General features: G+C 69.8%; 24 protein-coding genes, 4 tRNA genes and 1 riboswitch. Of the genes, 8 read left to right on the top strand and 20 right to left on the bottom strand.

Annotated features, from left to right (window positions below; all coding sequences use genetic code 11):
- Positions 1 to 29: 29 nt before the first annotated feature.
- Positions 30 to 1244, bottom strand: coding sequence for an HRDC domain-containing protein (locus ABD108_RS14305; protein ID WP_343930612.1), 1215 nt, complete (start codon positions 1242 to 1244; stop codon positions 30 to 32).
- A 9-nt stretch (positions 1245 to 1253) separates the two neighbouring features.
- Positions 1254 to 1874 (bottom strand): DUF3000 domain-containing protein, encoded by a 621-nt coding sequence (locus tag ABD108_RS14310; protein ID WP_220659075.1) that lies wholly within the window; start codon positions 1872 to 1874, stop codon positions 1254 to 1256.
- 96 nt (positions 1875 to 1970) lie between these two features.
- Between ABD108_RS14310 and hemE the strand changes: the two genes are divergently transcribed.
- From hemE to hemQ, 3 genes are read left to right on the top strand one after another with little or no spacing between them, the layout of a single operon-like run.
- Positions 1971 to 3044, top strand: coding sequence for a uroporphyrinogen decarboxylase (hemE, locus tag ABD108_RS14315; protein WP_305110775.1), 1074 nt, complete (start codon positions 1971 to 1973; stop codon positions 3042 to 3044).
- Positions 3041 to 4306, top strand: coding sequence for a protoporphyrinogen oxidase (gene hemG / locus ABD108_RS14320; RefSeq protein ID WP_305110774.1), 1266 nt, complete (start codon positions 3041 to 3043; stop codon positions 4304 to 4306). Before hemE ends, hemG begins: the two co-directional genes overlap by 4 nt.
- A 43-nt stretch (positions 4307 to 4349) precedes the next feature.
- Complete coding sequence (hemQ, locus tag ABD108_RS14325; protein WP_220659072.1) at positions 4350 to 5051, top strand: hydrogen peroxide-dependent heme synthase; 702 nt, start codon at positions 4350 to 4352, stop codon at positions 5049 to 5051.
- A gap of 15 nt (positions 5052 to 5066) precedes the next feature.
- Here hemQ and msrB read toward each other — a convergent pair whose 3' ends face one another.
- Genes msrB through ABD108_RS14345 form a run of 4 tightly spaced genes read right to left on the bottom strand, consistent with a single transcriptional unit; the run spans position 5067 to position 9094 of the window.
- Positions 5067 to 5525 (bottom strand): peptide-methionine (R)-S-oxide reductase MsrB, encoded by a 459-nt coding sequence (gene msrB / locus ABD108_RS14330; protein WP_220659071.1) that lies wholly within the window; start codon positions 5523 to 5525, stop codon positions 5067 to 5069.
- Positions 5526 to 5534: 9 nt separating this feature from the next.
- Complete coding sequence (locus tag ABD108_RS14335) at positions 5535 to 6845, bottom strand: glycosyltransferase family 87 protein (RefSeq protein WP_343930613.1); 1311 nt, start codon at positions 6843 to 6845, stop codon at positions 5535 to 5537.
- 26 nt (positions 6846 to 6871) lie between these two features.
- A complete protein-coding gene (locus tag ABD108_RS14340; protein WP_343930614.1) occupies positions 6872 to 8434 on the bottom strand; it encodes an alpha/beta hydrolase in 1563 nt (520 codons plus the stop codon).
- A gap of 36 nt (positions 8435 to 8470) precedes the next feature.
- Complete coding sequence (locus ABD108_RS14345; protein WP_343930615.1) at positions 8471 to 9094, bottom strand: dihydrofolate reductase family protein; 624 nt, start codon at positions 9092 to 9094, stop codon at positions 8471 to 8473.
- A 56-nt stretch (positions 9095 to 9150) separates the two neighbouring features.
- On the opposite strand from ABD108_RS14345, the gene zapE reads away from it, so the two are divergent.
- The gene (zapE, locus tag ABD108_RS14350) at positions 9151 to 10176 is read left to right on the top strand and encodes a cell division protein ZapE (RefSeq protein WP_343930616.1); all 1026 of its coding nucleotides are present in this window, start codon (positions 9151 to 9153) and stop codon (positions 10174 to 10176) included.
- Positions 10177 to 10331: 155 nt separating this feature from the next.
- Here the strand turns inward: zapE and ABD108_RS14355 are convergent, their stop codons facing one another.
- Genes ABD108_RS14355 through ABD108_RS14365 form a run of 3 tightly spaced genes read right to left on the bottom strand, consistent with a single transcriptional unit; the run spans position 10332 to position 13055 of the window.
- Positions 10332 to 10646: a metal-sensitive transcriptional regulator gene (locus tag ABD108_RS14355; protein WP_304941254.1), complete on the bottom strand. Its 315-nt coding sequence runs from the start codon at positions 10644 to 10646 to the stop codon at positions 10332 to 10334.
- A gap of 11 nt (positions 10647 to 10657) precedes the next feature.
- Positions 10658 to 12907 (bottom strand): heavy metal translocating P-type ATPase, encoded by a 2250-nt coding sequence (locus ABD108_RS14360; protein WP_343930617.1) that lies wholly within the window; start codon positions 12905 to 12907, stop codon positions 10658 to 10660.
- On the bottom strand, positions 12897 to 13055 hold the full coding sequence (locus tag ABD108_RS14365) for a hypothetical protein (protein WP_220659066.1): 159 nt from the start codon (positions 13053 to 13055) through the stop codon (positions 12897 to 12899). The genes ABD108_RS14360 and ABD108_RS14365 overlap by 11 nt, the downstream gene beginning before the upstream one ends.
- A 207-nt stretch (positions 13056 to 13262) precedes the next feature.
- Between ABD108_RS14365 and ABD108_RS14370 the strand changes: the two genes are divergently transcribed.
- The 3 genes from ABD108_RS14370 to ABD108_RS14380 are packed head-to-tail and all read left to right on the top strand — an operon-like array spanning position 13263 to position 14537.
- Positions 13263 to 13832, top strand: a complete 570-nt coding sequence (locus ABD108_RS14370; protein WP_343930618.1) for a hypothetical protein — start codon at positions 13263 to 13265, stop codon at positions 13830 to 13832.
- A gap of 5 nt (positions 13833 to 13837) precedes the next feature.
- A complete protein-coding gene (locus ABD108_RS14375) occupies positions 13838 to 14011 on the top strand; it encodes a hypothetical protein (RefSeq protein WP_343930619.1) in 174 nt (57 codons plus the stop codon).
- A 7-nt stretch (positions 14012 to 14018) separates the two neighbouring features.
- Positions 14019 to 14537 (top strand): CGNR zinc finger domain-containing protein, encoded by a 519-nt coding sequence (locus ABD108_RS14380; protein WP_343930620.1) that lies wholly within the window; start codon positions 14019 to 14021, stop codon positions 14535 to 14537.
- Here the strand turns inward: ABD108_RS14380 and ABD108_RS14385 are convergent.
- Together ABD108_RS14385 and ABD108_RS14390 are read right to left on the bottom strand one after the other, a co-directional pair.
- Positions 14534 to 16117 (bottom strand): acyl-CoA carboxylase subunit beta, encoded by a 1584-nt coding sequence (locus ABD108_RS14385; RefSeq protein WP_343930621.1) that lies wholly within the window; start codon positions 16115 to 16117, stop codon positions 14534 to 14536. The two genes, ABD108_RS14380 and ABD108_RS14385, sit on opposite strands and share 4 nt — an antisense overlap.
- A 52-nt stretch (positions 16118 to 16169) precedes the next feature.
- The gene (locus ABD108_RS14390; RefSeq protein WP_343930622.1) at positions 16170 to 17684 is read right to left on the bottom strand and encodes an MFS transporter; all 1515 of its coding nucleotides are present in this window, start codon (positions 17682 to 17684) and stop codon (positions 16170 to 16172) included.
- A gap of 30 nt (positions 17685 to 17714) precedes the next feature.
- Here ABD108_RS14390 and ABD108_RS14395 point away from each other — a divergent pair, with 30 nt between their 5' ends.
- Positions 17715 to 18017 (top strand): winged helix-turn-helix transcriptional regulator, encoded by a 303-nt coding sequence (locus tag ABD108_RS14395; protein ID WP_255585885.1) that lies wholly within the window; start codon positions 17715 to 17717, stop codon positions 18015 to 18017.
- Here ABD108_RS14395 and ABD108_RS14400 read toward each other — a convergent pair.
- The 9 genes from ABD108_RS14400 to ABD108_RS14440 all read right to left on the bottom strand — a co-directional run bounded on the left by ABD108_RS14400 (position 18014) and on the right by ABD108_RS14440 (position 22267).
- Complete coding sequence (locus tag ABD108_RS14400) at positions 18014 to 18880, bottom strand: PHP domain-containing protein (protein ID WP_343930623.1); 867 nt, start codon at positions 18878 to 18880, stop codon at positions 18014 to 18016. The genes ABD108_RS14395 and ABD108_RS14400 overlap by 4 nt on opposite strands.
- Before the next feature lie 9 nt (positions 18881 to 18889).
- Positions 18890 to 19723 carry a bifunctional 5,10-methylenetetrahydrofolate dehydrogenase/5,10-methenyltetrahydrofolate cyclohydrolase gene (locus tag ABD108_RS14405; RefSeq protein WP_425579790.1) on the bottom strand — a complete coding sequence of 278 codons (834 nt, stop codon included), beginning with the start codon at positions 19721 to 19723 and terminating at the stop codon, positions 18890 to 18892.
- A 34-nt stretch (positions 19724 to 19757) separates the two neighbouring features.
- Positions 19758 to 19841: riboswitch (ZMP/ZTP riboswitch) on the bottom strand.
- Between the two features lie 4 nt (positions 19842 to 19845).
- Positions 19846 to 20337, bottom strand: a complete 492-nt coding sequence (locus ABD108_RS14410; protein ID WP_220659059.1) for a GNAT family N-acetyltransferase — start codon at positions 20335 to 20337, stop codon at positions 19846 to 19848.
- A 36-nt stretch (positions 20338 to 20373) separates the two neighbouring features.
- Positions 20374 to 21240, bottom strand: a complete 867-nt coding sequence (gene yidC / locus ABD108_RS14415) for a membrane protein insertase YidC (RefSeq protein ID WP_343930625.1) — start codon at positions 21238 to 21240, stop codon at positions 20374 to 20376.
- An 83-nt stretch (positions 21241 to 21323) separates the two neighbouring features.
- A complete protein-coding gene (locus ABD108_RS14420; protein ID WP_343930626.1) occupies positions 21324 to 21641 on the bottom strand; it encodes a hypothetical protein in 318 nt (105 codons plus the stop codon).
- A gap of 55 nt (positions 21642 to 21696) precedes the next feature.
- Positions 21697 to 21771 (bottom strand) — tRNA-Gly (locus ABD108_RS14425).
- A gap of 207 nt (positions 21772 to 21978) precedes the next feature.
- Positions 21979 to 22053: transfer RNA gene (locus ABD108_RS14430), tRNA-Val, on the bottom strand.
- A gap of 50 nt (positions 22054 to 22103) precedes the next feature.
- A tRNA-Cys gene (locus ABD108_RS14435) sits at positions 22104 to 22177 on the bottom strand.
- A gap of 17 nt (positions 22178 to 22194) precedes the next feature.
- Positions 22195 to 22267, bottom strand: a tRNA-Gly gene (locus ABD108_RS14440).
- Between the last annotated feature and the right edge of the window lie 92 nt (positions 22268 to 22359).

Below are 22359 nucleotides of genomic sequence, written 5' to 3' on the forward strand. Positions count from 1 at the left end.
CGGTCAGTCGAGCTGACCGCGGTTCGCGGTCAGTCGAGCGCAGCGGCGACCGCGGCCACGGTCAGCTCGCGCTGCCATGTGCGCGCGCCCGAGGCGGCCAGCGCCGTATCGATCTCGGCGGTGCCGTGCGCCTTGTCGTCCCAACACAGCTGACGCACAGCGTCGGTCGGGAGCAGATTCTCCACGGGCACCTCGACCTGCTCGGAGATCTCGGCGAGCGCGGCCCGCACGCGGGCCAGCCGCTCGGCGGCCTCCGGGTTCGACTTCGCCCAGCGGTTGTTCGCGGGCACCCCGGTGCGGGGACCGTGCAGCGGGGGGAGCTGCGCATCGGACAGCGCGTTGGCGCGGTTGATCGCCCCGACCCAGCGCTTGGCGGTGCGCCGCATCCGCGGGCCGCCGAACACCGGCAGCGCGGTGAGCTCGGATTCCGTGGTGGGGTTCTTGGAGGCCGCGTTGATGATCGCCGCATCCGGCAGGGTGCGTCCCGGCGCCACGTTGCGCTGTTCGGCCATCTCGTCGCGCGCCAGCCAGAGCTCGCGTGCCCGTCCGAGTTGGCGTCGGGTGCGCAGCGTGCTCAGACCGGACAGTCGCCGCCACGGGTCCGGCTTCGGTGCGGGATCGGGGCGGGTGCGGGCGTACTCGAACTCCTCGAGCGCCCATTCGAGCTTCCCCGCGGCGTCCAGGCGCTCGTACGCCTCATCGCGCAGGTCCACGAGCAGCTCCACGTCGAGGGCCGCGTAGTTGAGCCAATCGTGGGGGAGCGGGCGGGTGCTCCAGTCGGCGGCGCCGTGCCCCTTGGCCAAGGCGTAGCCCGTGAACTCGGAAGTCATCGCCGCCAGGTTCACCCGCGGTTCGCCCAGGAGCCGCCCGGCCAGCTCGGTATCGAACAGGGCATCGCAGAGGAAACCGTCGTCGCGCAGGCACGGGAGGTCCTGATCGGCGGCGTGCAGCACCCACTCGACGTTCCGCAGCGCGTCGATCACCGGTGCCAGCCCCTCGGGCTCGTGGATCGGATCGAGCAGGAAGAGCCCGGAGCCGGTGCGCTTGATCTGGATCAGGTAGGCGCGGGAGGAGTACGTGAACCCGGACGCCCGCTCGGTGTCGAGTGCCACGGGGCCGGTTCCACGGCGCAGCGCGGCGGCGCATTCCGCGAACTCCTCGACCGTGGTGAGCGGTTCGGGAACGCCCTCGGCGGGCTCGGTGAGCGGGATTCCGGGGACCGGTTCCTGAGCGGCCTTCGCCACGGGCGGACCCTAGACCGAGCCGAGCCTGGTGATGCCGGCCGGCGGGAGGCCGGCGGCCATCTCCAGGACCGAGCAGAAGGCCTCGACGTGGCCCGCGAGATCGGGTGCGAGCGGCGTCCAGGACGCACGGAGTTCCAGCTGGTGCGCGCGGGGCGGACCCGCGATGTCGCCGTACCGCACCGACGAGGTGGCGGTCACGGTGCCGCCGAGGGCGGTCACCTCCTGCCCGCGTTCGGCGAGTGCGTCGGTCAGCCAGCTCCACGCCACCTCGGGCAGCAGCGGATCGGAGGCGAGCGTCTCGTCGACATCGGACTGCACGTACGCGACGAGGCGCATCAGGCCGTTCCAGGCCTCGTGACCGTGGGGATCGTAGAGCAGGATCAGGCGGCCGAAGGTCTCGCCGTCGGAATGCTCGGGGACCACGTCGGACTCGGGGGAGCGCACCTCGGCGCCGAGCGCGTAGCTGTACGGCGCCAGCCGCTGCGGCGGACGGATACTGCCGATCTCGATCTCGGGCCGAACCGCGGCGGTGTGCATCGAATCGACGGCCTCCCGGAAGGGGGCCGGATCGGCACTGCGTTGTCCGGCGCCGATCTCGGCGCCGTTCTCTCCCGCTCCTGGTTGACTCACAAATCGTGACGGTAGCCGCTCACCCGCGACCCGGGCGGGAGGCGCGCCGCAGGCGCAGGGCACCGGCGGCGCGCGGGCGTGACATGATCGATGGCGATGAGTGAGAATCTCGCGCCGGCGGTGGACGCCGGCCCCTCGTATCCGCTGCTCGCCGCCGCGGCCGGAGAGCGCCCGTCGCGGCGTCCGGTGTGGTTCATGCGGCAGGCAGGCCGGTCTCTGCCCGAGTACCGGAAGGTGCGTGAGGGTGTCGGCATGTTGCAGTCGTGCTTCATGCCGGATCTGGTCACCGAGATCACGCTGCAACCGGTGCGCCGCCATCACACCGATGCCGCGATCCTTTTCTCGGACATCGTGGTTCCGCTCAAGGCGGCTGGAATCGACCTGGACATCGTGAGCGGCATCGGTCCAGTGATCGAACAGCCCGTCCGGGACGCCGCAGCAGTGGCCGCGATGCCCTCGCTCGGCGCGGAACAGGTCGAGCCCGTCGCGGAGGCGGTGCGCAGCCTGCGTGCCGAGCTGCCGGCCGGAGTGGCGCTGATCGGCTTCGCCGGGGCCCCGTTCACGTTGGCCTCGTACCTCGTGGAGGGCGGCCCGAGCCGCAACCACGAGCGCACCAAGGCGTTGATGTACACCGATCCCACCACCTGGCACGCGCTCCTGGGCGCGCTCGCCGATATCGCGATCACCTTCCTGCGGGTGCAGGCCGACGCCGGGGTGCAGGCCTTCCAGCTGTTCGACTCGTGGGCCGGCGCGCTGTCGCTGGCGGACTACCGCGAGTACGTGCTGCCGCATTCCGCCCGGGTCTTCGCCGCCCTGCGCGAGACGAACGCCGCGCTCCCCGGCTTCCACTTCGGGGTGGGAACGGGCGAGCTGCTGGGGGCGATGGGCGAAGCCGGCGCCGACGTCGTCGGCGTCGACTGGCGCGTCCCGCTCGACGAGGCCGCGCGCCGCGTCGGCCCCGGCAAGGCACTGCAGGGCAACCTGGATCCGGCCACGCTCGCCGCGTCCTGGGAGACCGTCGACGCCCAGGTGCGCAGGGTCTGCGCGGAGGCCGATGCGGCCCTCGCCGCGGGCGCCACCGGCCACGTCTTCAACCTCGGTCACGGCGTGCTGCCGTCGACCGATCCCGAGGTTCTCACGCGCGTCGTCGAATTGGTGCACTCCCTATGAGCAATGTGGCCGTCGTCGGGGCGGGAATCTCAGGACTGGTCGCAGCCCTCCGCCTGGAGCAGGCCGGGGCGCGCGTCACGGTGTTCGAATCCGGGAACCGGGTGGGCGGGAAGCTGCGCTCGGAGACGGTCGGCGATGTCCGTCTCGACGTGGGCGCGGAGGCCTTCGTCCAGCGCCGCCCCGAGGTGCTCGATCTGGCCGCGGAACTCGGCCTCGCCGGCGAGGTGGTCACGCCCGCCGGACGCCGTCCGGCCCTGTACTCCGACGGAGCGCTCCGCGGCCACTTCGGTCGCACCCTGATGGGCCTTCCGAGCGATGCCGACGAGGTGCGGCTGCCGATGAGCTGGCGGCGAGGTGTCGACGTCTCGATCGGCGACCTGGTGCGCTCGCGCCTGGGTGACGAGGTGGTCGAGCGCAGCGTCGACCCGATGGTCGCCGGCGTCTTCGCCGCGCACGCCGACGACGTCTCGGTGCGGGCCGCGCTGCCCGCCCTGGCGGAACGGCTCGACGCGGGCGCGGACTCCCTGGGCACCGCGGTCCGCGATGCGCTCGGCGAACCGAACGATGCACCGATCTTCGGCACTTTCCGCGGCGGCTACCAGCAACTGCTGGACGCGCTGTCCGAGCGCCTCGGCGACCGGATCATGCTGGGCGCACCGGTGCCCGAGGTGCGCCCGCAATGGAACCTGCGCGGGTCGATGTTCGATGCGGTGGTGCTCGCCGTTCCCGCGCCGCAGGTGGGTCGCCTGGTGTCCGGGTACTACCCGGAGCTCGGTGCCGCGGTCGCCCAGATCCCCGCCGCGAGTTCGGCACTGGTCACGCTGCGCCTACCCGACGACACTCCGCTGCCCGATCTGTCGGGCGTGCTGGTGGCCAGCCGCGAACAGGTGAGTGCGAAGGCGATCACGCTGTCGGGCCGCAAGTGGGACCACATCCCCGACGGTGCCGTGCGGCTGTCCTACGGCAGGCTCGGCGTGAGCCGGATCGTCGACGATCTCGACGGTGGGCTCATCGCCGCGGCGCGGGACGATCTGGCGACCGTGCTGGGCGTCACCGCGGAACCGACGGCGGTCCACGTGCAGCGGTGGTATGAGGGCATCCCGGTGTACCTGCCCGGGCACCGCGACATCCTGGCCGCGATCGAGGCGGCTACGCCCGCCGGAATGGTGCTCGCCGGCGCCTACTTCGACGGTGTCGGCGTGCCCGCCTGCATCGCCCGCGCCGAAGCGGCTGTCAAGCGCGTCCTCGAGCATCTGTCCTAGCCCACGCGGCGCTCGGAGCGAGCCGCGTGGCAGGATGGGTGACGTGGCCAAACTGGATTACGCAGAGCTGAATTCGACCGTCCGCTACCTGATGTTCTCGGTCTTCTCGATCAGTCCGGGCGAGCTGGGCGACGAGGCCGCGCGCGATGCGGCGGCCACCGAGGCGGAGGCCTTCTTCGAGCGCATCCAGCAGGGCGATCTCGTGGTGCGCGGCGTGTACAACGTGGCCGGCATGCGGGCCGATGCCGACTTCATGATCTGGTGGCACGCGGAGAAGCTCGAGGATCTGCAGGCCGCCTACAACGACTTCCGGCGCACCACCGCGCTCGGCCGCGCCAGCGACCCCGTGTGGTCCTCGACCGCGCTGCATCGCCCCGCGGAGTTCAACAAGAGCCATATCCCGGCGTTCCTCGCGGGTGAGGAGCCGGGCGCGAACATCTGCGTGTACCCGTTCGTGCGCAGCCTCGAGTGGTACCTGCTGCCCGACGAGGAGCGGCGCAAGATGCTGGCCGATCACGGCCGAGCGGCGCGGGGCTACCCCGATGTCCGCGCGAACACGGTCCCCGCGTTCGCGCTGGGCGACTACGAATGGTTGTTGGCCTTCGAGGCGCCGGAGATGTACCGCATCGTCGACCTCATGCGCGACCTGCGGGCCACCGACGCCCGCCGCCATACCCGCGAGGAGACGCCGTTCTTCTCCGGACCGCGCGTGCAGGTGCGCGATCTCATCAACGCCCTGCCCTGAGGGGCGGCGCCCGGCTCAGGCGTCGCTGTCGGCGGTCCCCGAGTCGGGTTCGAGTCGCATGCTGATCGAGTTGATGCAGTAGCGCAGGTCCGTGGGGGTGCCGTAACCCTCGCCCTCGAAGACGTGACCCAGGTGGCTGCCGCAGTTGGCGCACAGCACCTCGACCCGGCGCATCCCGAGCGAGGTGTCCTCCCGCTCGATGATCGCGTCTCCGGCGAGCGGGCTGAAGAACGACGGCCACCCGCAGTGCGAGTCGAACTTCGCGTCCGAGCGGAAGAGTTCCGCATTGCAGGCACGGCAGCGGTACACGCCCGTGGTCTTGGTGTCGGTGTACTCGCCCGTGAACGGTGCCTCGGTGCCGGCCTGGCGCAGCACCCGGTACTCGGGTGCGGTCAGGCGCTTGCGCCATTCGGAATCGGTGAGTTCCAGCTTGGGGCGGGGAGTCGAATCGGAAGTCTCCGAGGAGGTGCTCATCCCTCCACGCTAACCGCGTGCGCCGTCGGGTGCCACCGGTCCGTCACCGTCGGGCTCCGCCTGCGGCGCAACGGCTACGGGCTCGATGCGTTCGTGCCGGCCGGGCTCCTCGTCCGGCGGCAGCGGACGGTCGATGCCGTACTCCAGCCGGCCCTCGGCGCGGGCGTCGAGGTAGCGGTAGACCAGCACGCAGAACGTGACCACGATGAGCAGGGTCCAGCCGAGCGTGCACTTGAGATAGGCCAGGCTGCGGCCCAGCGCCAGCCATTTCCCGGACAGCCAGAAGTCGTAACTGAGGAAGCCGTAGACGGCGAGCCACGCCGGCCAGTTGGCCACCACCGAACTGCGGTAGACGATCGTCATCAGCATCGGGAACAGCAGCATCGAGTAGTAGCCCTGGCCGAGCGAGCCGACCAGCCACTGGGTGGTCATGAGCACACCGGCGGAGGTGGACCACCACAGCAACTCGTTGCTGGTGCGGTAGTAGCGGTACAGCAGGTAGAGCGAGACGATCGCCATGATCACCACGGCGGCCTTGAGCAGGAAAGTGAGCCACGGGGGCAATCCGAAGTACTGCGCATTGCCGCTGATCGAGCTGTTGTAGTAGTCGCGAGCGACATTGAGGTACGGCATCGTGCGGGTGACGAACTCCCACGGATCGGCGGACAGTGCCATGCCTGCGGCCATCAGCACGATCGGAACTCCGATAGCGGTGATCAGCGCCTTCCACTGCCGGTTCACGATGATCAGGAGCAGGAACACCCCGAGGAGGGGTTTCACCGCGAAGGACAGGCCCAGCGGGATGCCCGCCCACAGGTCCTTGCGCTTGAGCAGCAGTGCCATGGCGACGACCTCGGCCAGCAGCACGAACAGGTTGAAGTTCGTGAATACCAGGGTGTTCGTGACGGCCTCGGTCATGACGGCGAAGAACAGGACGGCGGGCGCGACGGCCGAGTTCAGGCCGTAGCCGAACATCCGCAGCATCACGTACAGCGCCACCAGCAGCGCGATCGTGCTCAGCGCCACGAAGATGTTCCGCGCGGTCTCCGGGTCGAAGTAGCCGAAGGGCGCCATCAGCAGCGTGCCCGACGGCGGGTAGAGGTAGTGCGGATCGACGGTGTCGTAGTTCTCCACGTACACCGGCTCGTGCCGCAGGAATCGCACGGCGGCCGTGTACACCGTGGTGAAGTCGTCGGTCTTGGCGCGGTTGGGCACCAGCACGATGAGTCGTTGCAGCAGCGTCAGGATGGCGAGCGGCCACAGGATCCACTTGATGACGAGGACGGGGTCGGACTTCATCCGGGCGAGAGCTACTGGCACGGGTAGACCGTACCGAACCGGCGGGCTCAGGCGGGGCAGGCCCGGGTGCTCGGCGCCTCGAGTCGGTCCAGGTAGGCGACGAGCGCGTTCTGGACGCAGGCCGACCGGACCACGGCACCGTCGCCGATACCGCCCCAGGTGACGGCGGCGGGTTGGGCGCCCGCCACCGTGAGCTGTCCGTTGAGCGTCTCCAGCGCGTCGCGGGAGGTGAGCGGGTCGGCGGCCGCGGTGGCCACCAGGGACCGCACCGACAGCGGCGTCAGGGCCGGCGGCTCCGGCATCGAGGGCCAGGACGTGCAGTCGGCGAGGGTCAGCGCGGACGCGGCGCCCAGCCGGTACTGCGGGCCCCACTTCTCGGCGTTGGCCTTGGCCTGGTCGGGTGAGGCCTTCTGCACGGCGTCGGAGCAGCGGCCCACGAACTGGCCGTCACTGCCGAGGGCCTCGTCCGCGGTGCGCAGGATGGCGCGCAGTGGTGCGGGGTCGCCGGTGCGGGCGGCCTGGAGAGCGGGTGCGAGGGCGGCGATGCGGGCGTCACGGTCGCCGGCGCCGATGCCGAGGGTGGTGATCACCGCGCGCCGGACATCGGTGTCGGTGAACGGCGCCAACCGGCCCGCGGCGGCGCGGTCGACGACATCGCGGATCGCCCCGGCGGGGTCCGGTCCCAGGGCGCATGCCGGCCCGCACTGGCTCGCCAGCGCCTGCAGCGTGGCGCTGGTGCCCTTCGCGGCGTCCTCGGCCCGCGCGGCCTCGGGCGCGGAGTACCGGACGGGGGAGTCGAGGGCCAAGCGCGCCACCTGCTTCGGATGCTTCGCGGCGTACGCCAGTGCCGTGGTCGAACCGTCGCCGACGGCGAGCAGCGCCAGCGCGGGGACCCGCCACGCGCTGCGCAAAGCCTCCAGATCGTCGGCGGCGCCCGCGGCCGTGTACTCGGTGAGCGTCGCGGGGTAGGCGTCGCCGCAGAGGGTCGCGGCCTCCGTCGACGCCCGGCTGATCGCGGCCACGCGCTCGTCGAGAGGGTCGGCGGGACCACCTCCGGAGCGGAAGACGGATCGCTGTTCCGCGGTCCGGCAGGTCAGTGGGGCAGATCCGCCGAGACCGCGGCGGTCGATCGCGACCACCGGGCGGGTGGCGAGCAGCGGCGCTTCGCCCGCGGCGAGCGTGGTGAGCGCCCGTTGGCTGGTGAACTCGGTGCCGCCGACCATCACCAATGGGGGTGCGGTCGCGGGGGTACCGGGCACCACGGCGCGGGTCAGCGCGACGCGCAGGGGCGCCTGCGATTGGCCCAGCGCCACGGTGAGCGAGCCGCACTGCAAGGTCGCGTTGCCGGCGGCGGGTGCGTTGTAGCGGGCGGCGAGCTGGTCGGTGCAGTCCTGCCAGGAGATCGGATCGTTCTGGGGCGCGCGCCACTGCGGGGCCGCATCCACCGGGTTGGCCGAGCTCGACGGTGCGCCGCCCCCGCCGCCGGACCCGAAGTCCGTGACGTATCCGGGCGATGGTGCGGGCGACGGTGCGCATCCCGCGACCGCCACGGCGACCGCGACGAGGGCGGCGCCGACGGTGAGCGGTCGCACGGTACGCGGCTGAGGCATGGTCTTCACCCTAGCGACGTTCGCCGCGTGCCCGGGTCAGCGCAGCCAGCGTGTGTAGAGGAAGCCCTCGTCGTCGGCGAGCGCGTGCGCGGGCTTCCAGCGGTCGGTGGCGAGATCGGGGCCGGAGACGATCCGGCCGCCGTGACCGCCGACCACGCGGGGTGCGACGGTGAGGCACAGCTCGTCGACGAGGTCCTGGGCGAGCAGCGCACCCAGAACCCCGGGCCCGCCCTCGGCCAGCACGCGGCGCAGGCCGCGGCGCTGCAGGTCCGCGAGGACCTCGCGGAGATCGACCGAATCGCCGTGTCCGGAGTAGACGATCGGTTCCGGGCCGCCGTCCGGGTAGAGGCGTGGAGTCCGTTCCAGTTCGCCGCGGGTGATCACGGCGAGCGCGGGATGGCGTGGGGTTCCGTAGTCCTCGTCGCGCACCGTCGCCGCGCCCACCAGGACCACATCGGCGGCGGCGCGGAGCGCTTGGAAGACGCGGCGATCCCCCGGACCGCCGAGCGATCCCGACCGTCCGCCGGCCGTGGCGGCACCGTCGAGCGAGGTGATCATGTTGGCGCGCACGTACGGCCGGTCGCCGTCGTCGGGGTGGCGGTACAGCGCGGCGAGCGCCTCGGGATCCTCGGGAAGCGGGGGCGGCAGCAGCGCGGTCACCACATCGACGGTAGCCGAGGTGACCGGGCGAGTGACCTGCGGATAAAGTTCACCGCATGACGTTGCATCTCGTGGATCGCACACCGACGGTGACGCCGGAGCAGATGGTCGAGCAGCTGGTGCCGCCGGAGATGTTCAGCGAGGTCAGCTTCGACAGCTACATCCCGGATCCCTACGAGCCGAGTCAGGCTGCGGCGGTGCAGAGCGCCCGCGACTTCGTCGCCGACGTGAACAAGCTGACCAAGCAGCGGAACAAGAAGGGCCTGTTCGGCCGCAAGAGCACCCCGCCGCACGGTGTGGGCCTCTACCTCGACGGCGGATTCGGCGTGGGCAAGACCCACCTGTTGGCCTCGATCTTCCACAGCGTGCCCGCGCCCAAGGCCTTCGGCACCTTCGTCGAGTACACCCACCTCGTGGGCGCGCTCGGCTTCAACCAGTGCGTCGAGTACCTGTCGAACCACAGCGTGCTCTGCATCGACGAGTTCGAACTCGACGATCCCGGCGACACGATGGTCATGTCGCGGCTGCTCACCGAGCTCGCTTCGCGGGGTGTGTCGATCGTCGCCACGTCCAACACGCTGCCGGGACAGCTCGGTGAGGGGCGCTTCGCGGCGCAGGACTTCATGCGCGAGATCAGCAAGCTGAGCGCGGTCTTCCAGTCGGTGCGGGTCGATGGGCCCGACTACCGGCACCGCGACCTGCCGCCCGCGCCCGATCCGCTGTCGGACGAGGAGCTCGTCGCGATCGCCGAGGCCGATCCGACCGCCACCCTGGACACCTTCGATGCGCTGTCCGAGCACCTGTCGAAGCTGCACCCGTCGAAGTACAAGCAGCTGGTGGAGGGCATTTCCAAGGTGTGCATCAGCGGCGTGCACCCGGCCGACAACCAGACGGTGGCGCTGCGCATCGTGGTGCTCGCCGACCGCCTGTACGACGCGGGGATCCCGGTGCTCGTCTCGGGCGCGAAGCTCGACGAGATCTTCACTCCGGAGATGGTGGCCGGCGGCTACCGCAAGAAGTATCTGCGCGCCACGTCGCGCCTGCTGGCGCTGTCGCGTTTCGCCTCGGCCGACGCGAGCTAGCGCGCAGAAAGCGGAAACCCGCCCGGGGTCTTGTGGGCCGGGCGGGTGTCCAAGGGTGAGGGTGTCGGTGAAGTGAGACGCAGCTCACATCGCTGACGAGAAGTTACTGTACGGTATGTCGCGGATTCCGGGAAGCGGATTGTCGACGATGCCGATCAGGAGCGCGAGAACCGCGCGATCGCGGCCGACGCCTCCTTGATCTTCGCGGCGGTCTCCGCCTCGTCGCCCGAGCGGGCGGCGTCCACCACGCAGTGGCTCAGGTGGTCTTCCAGCAGTCCCAGGCCCACGGCCTGCAGGGCCTTGGTCATGGCGGAGACCTGCGTGAGGATGTCGATGCAGTACTTCTCCTCTTCGACCATCCGCTGCAGGCCGCGGGCCTGCCCCTCGATACGTCGAAGCCGCTTGAGGTACTCGTCCTTGTCGGACATGTAGCCGTGCGCGTGGTCGTGACCGGTTTCCGTGGTCGTCATGGTTCCAGTATTCACTTCTGCGGCCGGAAGCCGCGTAGCCGGAGGCTGTTGCTCACCACGAACACCGACGACAGGGCCATCGCCGCGCCGGCGAGCATCGGGGTGAGCAGGGCCGCCGCCGCGAGTGGCAGGGCCGCCAGGTTGTAGGCGAAGGCCCAGAACAGGTTGGTCTTGATCGTGGACAGCGTGCGACGGGAGAGCCGGATAGCGTCCACCACGGTGCGCAGGTCGCCGCTCACCAGGGTGAGGTCCGCGGCCTCGATGGCGGCATCGGTGCCGGTGCCCATGGCGATGCCGAGATCGGACTGCGCGAGCGCCGCGGCATCGTTGACGCCGTCGCCCACCATGGCCACCGAGCGTCCCTCGCCCTGCAGACGCCGGACCGCGTCCACCTTCTGCTCGGGCAGGACCTCGGCGATCACCTCGTCGATGCCCACCTGGTCGGCGATGAACCGCGCCGCGGGCTCGTTGTCGCCCGTGAGCATGATCGGCCGCAGGCCCAGCCGCTTGAGCCGGGCGACCGCGTCGGCGGAGGTCGGCTTGATCTCATCGGACACCACTAGCACGCCACGGGCGGCACCGTCCCACCCCACGGCGATCGCGGTCTGACCGCGCCGCTGGGCCTCGTCGAACTCGGCGCGCAGGGCGTCGGGCAGGGGCATGGCCCAGTCCTCGAGGAGGACGGGGCGTCCGGCGACGACGGCGCGATCGTCCACCATGCCCTGGACGCCGAGGCCGGGCACGTTCACGAACTGCTCGACGCCGGCGAGCGTGCCGCGGTGCTGTGCGGCCTGCGCGATGGCGCGGGCGATCGGGTGCTCGGAGGCGGCCTCCAGTGCTCCTGCCATGGCGAGCACATCGGTTTCGGTCTCGTCTGCGGCGGCGTGCACGGCCTGCAGCTTCATCACGCCCGTGGTCACGGTGCCGGTCTTGTCGAGCACCACGGTGTCCACCGTGCGGGTGGACTCCAAGGCCTCGGGACCCTTGATCAGGATGCCGAGCTGAGCGCCGCGTCCGGTGCCCACGAGCAGGGCGGTCGGGGTGGCCAGGCCGAGGGCGCAGGGGCACGCGATGATCAGCACGGACACCGCCGCGGTGAGCGCCATCGACGCGGATTGTCCGGTGCCGAGCCAGAATCCGAGCGCGCCGACGGCGATCGCGATCACGATCGGCACGAAGACGCCGGAGATCCGGTCGGCCAGCCGCTGCGCCTTGGCCTTGCCGGCCTGTGCGTCTTCGACGAGGCGGCTCATCTGTGCGAGCTGGGTGTCGGCACCGACGCGTGTCGCGCGGATCACCAGGCGCCCACCGGCGTTCACCGTCGCACCCGTGACCGTATCGCCGGGGCGCACCTCGACGGGCACGGATTCGCCGGTGAGCAGCGAGGCGTCGATCGCGGACTGTCCCGCGACCACGGTGCCGTCGGTCGCGATCTTCTCGCCGGGGCGGACCACGAACTCGTCACCGACGGCGAGTTCGCCGATCGGGATCTGCGTCTCGACACCGTCTCGGAGCACGGTGGCGTCTTTGGCGCCCAGCTCCAGCAGGGCACGCAGGGCGGCGCCCGCCTGTCGCTTGCTCTTCGCCTCGAAGTAGCGGCCGGCCAGGATGAATGTGGTGACGCCCGCCGCGGCCTCGAGGTAGATGTTGGCGGTACCGTCCATCCGCTCGATGGTGAAGCTGAACGGGTGGGTCATGCCCGTCACGCCGGCGGCGCCCCAGAACAGCGCGTAGATCGACCAGCCGAAGGCGGCGAGCGTGCCGATCGACACCAGCGTGTCCATCGTGGCGGTGCCGTGCTTGAGGTTGGTCCACGCGGCGCGGTGGAAGGGGAGGGCGCCCCACACCACGACGGGCGCGGCGAGCGTCAGCGAGAGCCACTGCCAGTAGTCGAATTGCAGCGCGGGGATCATCGCCATCGCGATCACCGGGACGGTGAGCGCGACGCTGATGAGGAGGCGCTGGCGCAGCGCGTCGGCGGGTTCGTGGGTGCGGCCCGACGGTTCGCCGTCGGCGCCCTCGCCCGCGGGGGCGGGTACGTGGGCGGCGTATCCGGCCTGCTGCACGGCGTCGATCAGTGCCGCGGTATCGGTGCCAGCGGGGGCGGTCACGTGCGCCTTCTCCGTCGCGAAGTTGACGGTGGCGGTGACGCCGTCGAGCTTGTTCAGCTTGCGCTCGATGCGGTTGGCGCAGGAGGCGCACGTCATGCCCTCGATCTCGAGGTCCACCGAGGTGGTGGGCGCGTGGGTCTCAGTGGCCATCGTGGCCCCCTTCGCTGATCGACGGTGCGGTGGCGTGCGGGCCGGGCTGTTCGGCCGTGGGGCCGACGGCGGAGCCCACGGCGAACGCGGCGGCGAAGACCACCGCCAGGCCGGCTGCGTAGGTTCCGATCTTGACCATGGGATTCATGGCTTCTCCCGTCCTCGACACTCCATCAACATACTATACCCCCCTAGGGTATGCAAGACGGTGCCTGACCAGCGGTTCGGGGAGCCGGCCAAGCGTGAAACGCGGGCTCGCGCGAGTCTGATCATGAGGAAGCGCATCGTCGGCGATTCTATACCCCCTAGGGGTAGAAAGTAAGCGTCGCGTACGACTGTGTGGTCCCATGGGGAGGTGATGGTGGGCACGGCGATCGGGGTGATCGCGGGGATGTGGTGGGTGCTCGGTCCGGGGCGGGAGGGAGTGAGCGCGCCGGCCTGGGGCGTCTGCGTCGCCGTGGTCGCGTTGCTGGGCGCCGCCTCGCTGGTCCTGGCCCGACGGTCCGCGCCGCGGGCGTCGGGGGCGCCGTCCGGCCGGGGATTCGTGCGCAACCCGCGCTATTGGGCCGCGGTGGCCGTCGAGGTGGTTCTGGTCGTCGTGGGGAACCGGGTTGCGGTCGTGTCCGGTCGCCGGGATCTGTCGCTGAGCATCGTCCTCATCGCCGTCGGGGTGCATTTCCTTCCGTTCATGTGGCCACTCTTCGGTCGCTGGAGCGCTGCCTTCGGAGCCCTGGGTTTCGTGCTCACGGCGTGCGGCGTCGGCGTGGCGGCCGCGCGCATCGGTGGGGCTCCGGAGTGGGTGTTCGGCGTGGTCGGCGGAATCGTCCCGGCGCTCGCGTTCACTGCGATACCGCTGGTGGTCATGGGTTTTGGCCGGTCTCGACGTGTAATGGTTGAAACGTCTGATGAACCGGTCGCACGCTGATCGTCATGAACGAGAACGAGACGCAGCTGCATGCCTGGCAGACCGAATCGCACCACCCGACCAGCGAGGGGATCGTGCTTTACCAGCGGTGCGTATGCGGCGCGCGACGGATCGCGACGGTGGGCGAGAGCACCGCGGTGCCCGTGTCGTACCCGGAGACCACCGTCCAGGCGGGATGATCGTCTCGTGCAGTTCGACCACGACAACATGACCGGTGTGCGGCTCACCGTCGACCTGGTGAACCTGCGGGCCGACGGTGCGTGGTCCGAGGCCGCGGTCGCCGCGGTCCTGCAGGACCACGAGATCCGCCGGATCGAACTGGACGACGACGTGGTCCGCGATCTGGGCGTGTGGACCGACCAACTGCGGGCCCCGTTCCTCACCGCCGCGGTGGAGGATCGCTGCGCTGCGGTGAACCGCTTGCTGTCGACGGGGACGGTGGGCATCTACCTCACCGCGCACGACGGACTGCGCCCCCATCTGCATTTCACTCCCGAGACCGAATCGCTCCTCGGGCGGGTCCGGGCGGTCACCGCGGGTGGGCTCGCGATCTTCACCACGGAGGCCGAGGGCGCGCGACTGGGCGCCTGCGCCCGCGAGGGATGCGCGAAGGTGTTCGCCGACACCAGCCGTGGTGGGCGGCAGTCGTACTGCTCGTCGCGGTGCGCCAACACCGATGCCGTTCGGCGGCACCGGCGTTCCTAGATGGGGGAGATGGACCGTCGCTTCTGCGGAACCCGCGGCTGCCGCCGCCGCACCCGGCCCAGCGCCTCCGCGAGCATCGGGCGTGTCGCGGACGGGAGCACCACATCGTCGATGCCGAAGCCGTCCGCGGCGAGCAGCGGGTCGACGTTCGCCTGGAACAGGGTGATGAGGTCGTCGCGGGCCTTCGCCGGGTCGGGTGCGGACTCGTACTGCGTGCGGAAGGCGAGGTCGACCGCGCTCTCGATGGGGATCGCGCAGATCTCCGCGGTGGGCCAGGCCAGCGAGAGGTCGGCCTCGATGCTGCGACCGCCGCCCATCGCGATGTAGGCCGCGCCGTAGGCCTTTCGCGTCACGATCACGAATCGCGGCACGGTGGCCGCCGCGAGTTCGTAGCCGAGGCGTGCACTGCGCCGGACGAGATTCGTCTCCTCGGCACCCGCTCCCACCAGGAAGCCGGGCAGGTCGATGAGGATCAGCAGCGGCAGACCGAAGGTGTCGCACACCGCGATGAAGTGTGCGGCCTTCTCGCACGCGTTCGCGTCGAGCGCGCCGGCGTGGAAACGCGGCTGATTCGCGACCACACCCACGGGGCGGCCGTCGATCCGGGCGAAGGCGGTCACGATGTTCGGCGCGTGCAGCCGCTTGAGCTCGAAGACGGTGTCCGCGTCCGCGATCGCCTCGATCACGTCGACCACGTCGTAGGCCTGCCGCATCGACGACGGGACGAGCGTATCGATCGCCTCGGCGGTGTCGCCGGGTTCGTGCGGGCCGGCGGAGAGCACCGGCTCGGCGGTCGCGGAAGCCGGCAGGTAGCTGAGGAAGGCGCGGATCGCGTCGACCGCCTCCTGTTCGGTGTCGGTGACCACGTCCACCACGCCGCGCTGCGCCTGCAGATCGGCGCCGCCGATCTCGTCGTTCGTGAGGTTCTCGCCGGTCGCGGCCTGCACCAGGGGCGCCGACGAGATGCCGATGGTGCCCATCCCGCGGACGATGGTGACGAAATCGCAACACGCCGAGATGTTCGCCGGCGCACCGAAACCCGGACCCATCATGGCGGCGACGAGCGGCACGTGTCCGGACAGATCGGCCAGGCGCAACAGCAGCCGCGAGCCCGGCGCGGCGAGGCGGGAATCAAGGGCCTCCTGCATCCGGTGTCCGCCGCCGTCCATGAGCATGATCAGCGGGATCTCGTCGAGCAGGGCGCGTTCGGCGCACCGATCCAGCTTCGCCATGCCGGTGGCGCCGTTGCTGCCGCCGAGCACCGTGAAGTCGAAGGCCGCGATCGCCGCTGGGCGGCCGTCGATGTAGCCGATGCCCGTCACCACCCCGTCGCCGGGGGCGACGAGGGGAGCCGCGCCCTGCTGCGCCGGGCCCGGTCCGGCCAGCGCGCCGAACTCGTGAAATCCGCCGTTCGCGAGCAGCGCCACCCGTTCGCGGGCAGTCATCTTGCCTCGCGCGTGCTGCTTTGCCACCTTGTCGGCGCGCGCCTCGTCGGTGACGGCCCGGTACGCCTCGCGTACCCGGCTGTTGAGCGCCTCCTCCGGGCTGGTGGTCGACGGTGCCTGCGTGTTCTCGGTCACGATCGGAAGCTAGCAGCCCGTCCGATTGGGTGGACACTTGGGCACGAACTGTCTATCCAAGAGCGGGACTAGGACGATTCCGGAGGCCTGCAGCGATGAGGCACGCCGTCGCGGCGGCAGCCATTGCCAACGGGAAGCCACGATGCTGTGACAGCGACGCGACCGTACCGAACACGGCAATGCCGCCGCCGGCTCCGAGGGCGAATGCCACCTCCTGCACAGCACCGACCTGAGCCACCTGGTCGGGATTCGCCGAAGCGAAGAGCGCCGAGGTGCCGAGCGTGCCGACGATACCGAAGCCGAGGCCGACGAGCGCCAGCCCGGCGATCATCGTGCCCGGGAGGAAGGCCACGGTCAGCAGGCCCACGGCTTGGAGAATCAACGCGGCGCGCAGCGCTGTCGAAGGCGGGAGCCGGTGTGCGACAGCGGGGGCGCATAGTCCTCCCGCGGTCGTTGCCACAGCCTGGGGAAGCAGGACGATCCCGGTCGCGAGCGGCCCTCGGCCGCCCGCCTGCAAGTAGATGCTCAGGAGGTAGACGGCGGCGGCACCCGCCCCCGACGAGATCAGCATCGAAACCGTCGCAACGGAGAAGCGGCGTCGTGCGAACATCGACACGTCGATCATGGGGTCCGTCAGGCGGCGTTGCCGCCGAACGAACCAGATCAGCAACGCCGACGCGGCTATTGCCGTTGCGCTACTCGCAATGGGTGCGGCGGCGAGATGGTGGACCGAGTAGACCGCGAGCCCGAGACCGCCCGCCGACGTGACGATGCTCGCTGGATCCCACGTCACCGGTCCGGCCGAGCGGGTCTCGGGCACCATCGCCAGGGTCAGCAGAAGCCCGACCGCCGCACATGGGACCGATATCCAGAACACCGAGCGCCATCCCGCAATCTCCGTCGCAGTGCCGCCCACGATAGGACCGATCGCCGCGGCCGCGCCGAACACTGCCACCCACCACCCGTTGGCCACGGTGCGCGCGTTCCCGTCGAACACGGCGCCGATCGTTGAGACGACGCCCGCCACGACCATCGCCCCAGCGACCCCCAGAGCGCTGCGACTGAGGAGGAGCACCGCACCCGTCGATGCCGTCGCCGCGGCTGCGCTGGCAGCGCCGAACAACACCAAGCCCGCAACCAGCAGGCGCCGGCGACCGAGGGCGTCGCCGGCCCGCGCCGCACTCACGATGCCGATCGCCAGGCACAGCGGATAGATATCGGCGATCCAGGTCCGCAAGGTTGCCGATAGGGCGAGGTCGTCCGCGAGGCGCGGGAGGGCGGTATTGATCATGCCCACCGCGAGGCTCGTCGTCAGGATCCCAGTCAGTAGTGGTACCAGGATTCGCCAATCGGGCCGAGTCTTGCTGGGGGTAGCAGTCGGACAGTTCACGTTTCGAGGGTGCAGGAGCAATTCGCGGGAAACAAGAACGCACAACGGAGTCACTCGGTGACAAAGGGGATAGCGCGCAGGTCGAACCATGCACGCCTGTGCGGTGGCATAGTCACAGTCGTGGAAGCACCGAGTAGCGGCCGTGCGCGTACCCGCAAACTGGTGGAGAACTCCCATCCGGTGTGCGCGGCCGAGATCACCGTGGCCGTGCTCGGCGGGGCATGGAAGCCGACAATTCTGTCCGAACTGGATCGGCGCGGGGTACTCCGCTTCAACGAGTTGGCACGAATTCTTCCGAGCCCCACACCGCGGGTCCTGGCTCGGCAGCTCCGCGAGCTGGAACAGGACGGCCTCGTTGACCGAGAGGTGTATCCGGAGGTACCGCCTCGCGTCGAGTACCGCCTCACCGACGCGGGCCGAGGGGCGCTGCCCGTCCTTGAGTCTATGACGGCGTGGGGGCGTCGGTTCTCCGAGTCGTACCCATCGTCACCCGATGGCGAGGACCGTTAGCCGGAGCCGTTCCGTCGCCACGGAAGGTCGGGTGTTTCGCCGGGGACGTACCCTGAGTCTCGAGCGAGATCCACCGCTTCCACAAAGTGAGCAGCGAGATGCCTCGGTTCGTGGGCGTCGCTGCCGAACGTCACCTGTTGCCCGCCCTCCTCCGCCCACCACTGCGTGAGCCACGGACGCATGATTCCGGTGTTGATCTCCAGCACGAGGTCGGTTTGCGCGATCGCGCGGAGGGTCTGGCGGAAGTGGTTCTCGAACCTGCTCGGTTGGAACTCGCCCGCCCGTCGCGTGGGCCAGGTCCGTACTGCATAGTCGAGGTGACAGAAGACCTCGAACAGGTCCGCGGCCTCTAGCATCCGGTGTGCCTCGTCGAGGTACGCGAGGATCACCTCGTCCGCCGGCCACATCGAATACACCGTGTTGGGTTCGAACCTGTCGCCTCCGACGGGCAGCGTGTGCAGTGATCCGTTGATCCGGTCGAATCGTGATGTGAGGGCCCGAATGCGGTCCGGATGCACGTGAGGTTGTCCGACCTCGACGCCCGTCAGGATCCGGACCGTCGGGAACTCGGCGCGGCAGCGTTTGATCGCGGCCGAATAGCCGTCCACATCGAACTCTGGCACTGCGACATAGCCCTCGTCAGTGAGCAGCCTGCGCTGATGCTCCAGGAGATCGTCGGTGGTGGACCGCCAATTGATGTCGAGGTCGAGGTGCTCCGTGAACACCATGCCGGGAAGCCCGATTTCGAGTGCCCGCACACAGGTCGCGGCCATTCGCCCGGCCGCGCCGGACGACGGGCCGCCCGTGTCCCACGACCACTCACTGTGGACGTGGCCGTCGACAGGGAGAGGGCCACGCGTCATGCCGCGACACTAGCGCGGGTGCGTTGCCCGTTCCGCAGCGTCGACGGTCTGCGCCAGGAGCACCGCTATGGTCATCGGGCCGACGCCGCCGGGAACTGGGGTGATCATCGCCGCGTGGCGGGACGCCCCCACGAAATCCACGTCACCGACGTTGCCCGGGTTGTAACCGGCGTCGATCACCACGGCGCCGTGCGCGATCCACTCGCCGCGGATCAACTCGGGCCGCCCGACGGCGGCGATCACGATGTCGGCAGCTGCGACGTGCCGTGCGAGATCACGCGTTTTCGAATGGCACACGGTGACGGTGGCATCGCGCTGCAACAGGAGCGCGGCCATCGGTTTGCCGAGGATGGGGCTGCGTCCGACGACCACCGCGTGTGAACCAGAGGGGTTCACCTCGTAGTGGTCCAGCAGGCGAAGGATGCCCGCGGGCGTGCAGGATTCGAATCCGGCCTCTCCGAACGCCATGGCGGAGAAGGATGCCGAGGTGACCCCGTCGACGTCCTTCGTCGGCGTGATGGCGTCGAACGCCGCCCGTTCGTCGATGTGTTGGCCGACGGGGTGCTGGAGCAGGATGCCGTGCACCTCCGGATCGCCGGAGAGGGCGTTGAGCACATCGACCAGTTCGGCGGTGGTCGTCTCGCGAGCGAGCTCGACGTGTCGGGTGTCCAGGCCGAGCTGGGCGCTCCGTCGTTCTTTCATCCGGACGTAGGTCGCCGAGGCTGGGTCGTCGCCCACGAGCACGGTTGCGAGCGTAGGACGGACACCGTTGGCGGTGAACAGCTCCTGTGCGCGGCGCGCGGTGTCGGCGTTGGTGGTTCGGGCGAGCAGATCGCCACGCATGACTACGGGGGATGCGGACACGGTGCCTCCTGGGTCGGTGTGCCCAGGCGCACGGCGTAGCGGTCGCGGATCGGTCCCCGGTGGTGCTCCACCTTGCGCGCCAGTCGCGATCCAGCTCCAGGCTACGGCACCATGCGCTCGAAGACCGTGTTCATCGCTGCGAATCCGCGACGGGTGAAGTAGTCCTGCGCAGTCGCATTGAAGGCCCACGAATCGAGTCGGAGCCACGAGGCTCCCGATGCGCTGGCGAGCGACTCGCAGCCTGCGAGCAGAGCGGACGCCACACCGGACCGCCGGGCGTGCGTTGCGACCGCCAGCTGGTGGATGTAGATGTTCGTCATTGCGCGGCGGAACGGTGTGGCGATTCTCCGTTGTTGCTCGCAGAGGATGAAGCCGAGCACCTCGCTTGCACGGACCGCTACAAGCAGGTGGTGCTGCGGCTGGTCGATCGCGGCAGCCATGAAGGCCTCGATCTGGTCTGGGGCCGGAGCTACGAACAGATCGGGGCGCGCGGTGAAGTGCAGATCCTGGACCTCGACGCCGAGGGCCGCGACCGCTCCGAGGTCGGTGGCGGCCGCCGCTCGGACGATCAGGTCGGGTGCACCGTCGGACATGGTGCGCATCCTGCCACGCGGCGGAACCGCCCTCGGTCATCGACCGGCTGCCGTGACCGCCGTCCGTGCCTTCTCTCGCTCCAGCAAGAAGTGGACGAGGTGCTGCTGGGCGTAGGTCCACGCGTTGTTCGCGACCCAATACAACAGGATCGCGATCGGCAGGACGGGCCCGGCGACGACACTGCCCAGCGGCATCACCCACAGCATCAGCGTCCGCATGAGGTCCGCCTGCAGTGCGCCGGCGGCGTCGGCGGTCTGGTGCCGTAGCGAGAATCGCGCGTTGATGTGGGTGACGATGCAGGCGATCGCCATCAGCGGTATCGCCACCGCCGCGATCATGGTGACGCTGGGCATCCCGCCGAACTGCGCGAAGGAGGCGAGCACGCTGTCGGAGTTCGACATCGAAGCGGAGATGGGTGCACCGAAAAGCCTGGCGCTGAGGAAGGACTGGACATCGTGCGCGGAGAAGACGTAGTTGGCGGTGGTCGCGTTCTGCTCGGGCGTGAGGCCGAGTTGCCCGAGTCCGGTTCCGGTGCGATTGAACGACCGGAGCACGTGATACAGACCGAAGAAGACCGGGACCTGCACGAGGGCGGGCAGGCAGCCGAGGAGTGGGCGAACACCGTTCTCGCGCTGAAGCCGCTGCGTCTCGACGGCCAGTTTTCGGGCGTCCTTACCGTGCTTGGTGCGCAGCTTCTCCAACTCGGGCCGCAACTTCTGCACCCGGCGATCGGTGCGTGCAGCCACGATTGCGGGCCACAGGAGGAGCGCGCGCACGGTGAAGACGAGGAAGGCCACGGACAGAGCCCAGGCGAAACCGTTGTCGGCGCCGAGCGCGGCACCGAGGACGCGATGCCACAGCCAGAGGACGGCGGAAATGGGGTAGTAGACGAAATCGAGCATGGGAGAGCACCTCGCAGGCGTGAAAGCGCGCGCGTGACCGCGACGCGCGTGAGTGATGGGACGCGTGCGGCGTGTGGTGAGAGCTACGCCGCGAAAGCGGCGATGCCCGGTGCTCGGGGCCGACGGGGCCGCCCGGCCCCGTTCGGCATGAAGCTGCGGCGGTATGCGCCGCGGAGCCGGTGATCCGGCGCTCGTCCGGTCTTCGGGCCCGACGGTGCGCGGTGGTCCCGATCGGCTGCGGCGTGGCAGACCGCTGCGACAGCGATCGCGAGGGCGATGCCGACGAGTGCCGCGGCACCGTCGGCCACCGTGATGCTGGCGACGAACATGGCGACGACCGCCATCCACGGTGCGAAGGACTGTCCCCGGCGGGGCAGTCGCGCAAGGACGTCGATGATCACGTGACCAGGCTACAGAAATGGCTGAAGCCCCGGCCGCATACGCGACCGGGGCTCCTGGAGCGGATGACGGGATTCGAACCCGCGACCCTCACCTTGGCAAGGTGATGCGCTACCACTGCGCTACATCCGCCTGCTGTTGAGGCTCGTCATAACTTACACGAGCCGGAGATCGCGCTTCGAAGGGGGTGGGGGATAGCGGGATTGGGCACGCCGCCGCTGGTCACGGGAGTCGGAGACGAGCAGCCGTGGAGTGTCGGCCGCGGCAGCGCGCGGCGATCGATGGTCGGTGCCGATGCCCCCGAATGCAAAAAGACCCGCTGTCTCCAGCGGGTCTTCATGGTGCGCGATACTGGGATTGAACCAGTGACCTCTTCCGTGTCAGGGAAGCGCTCTCCCACTGAGCTAATCGCGCGTAACAAGAAGTGGTGCTCAGCCGCTCCGTTGCGGAGTGGCTGAGCGTGTTGGAGGCGGCGACGGGAATCGAACCCGTGTGCACGGCTTTGCAGGCCGTTGCCTCACCACTCGGCCACACCGCCACGGTAAGCCCACTTCGAGCGGATGACGGGATTCGAACCCGCGACCCTCACCTTGGCAAGGTGATGCGCTACCAACTGCGCTACATCCGCAATCACAGCCGGACCGGCCCTTTCGGCGCCTTTCCGGTGCGAGAGAGAACAGTACGTGAACATCGAGCGCTTGCCAAATCGCCTGGTCACCC

The sequence above is a fragment of the Tsukamurella strandjordii genome (genome assembly GCF_039525985.1).
GTDB lineage: Bacteria > Actinomycetota > Actinomycetes > Mycobacteriales > Mycobacteriaceae > Tsukamurella > Tsukamurella strandjordii.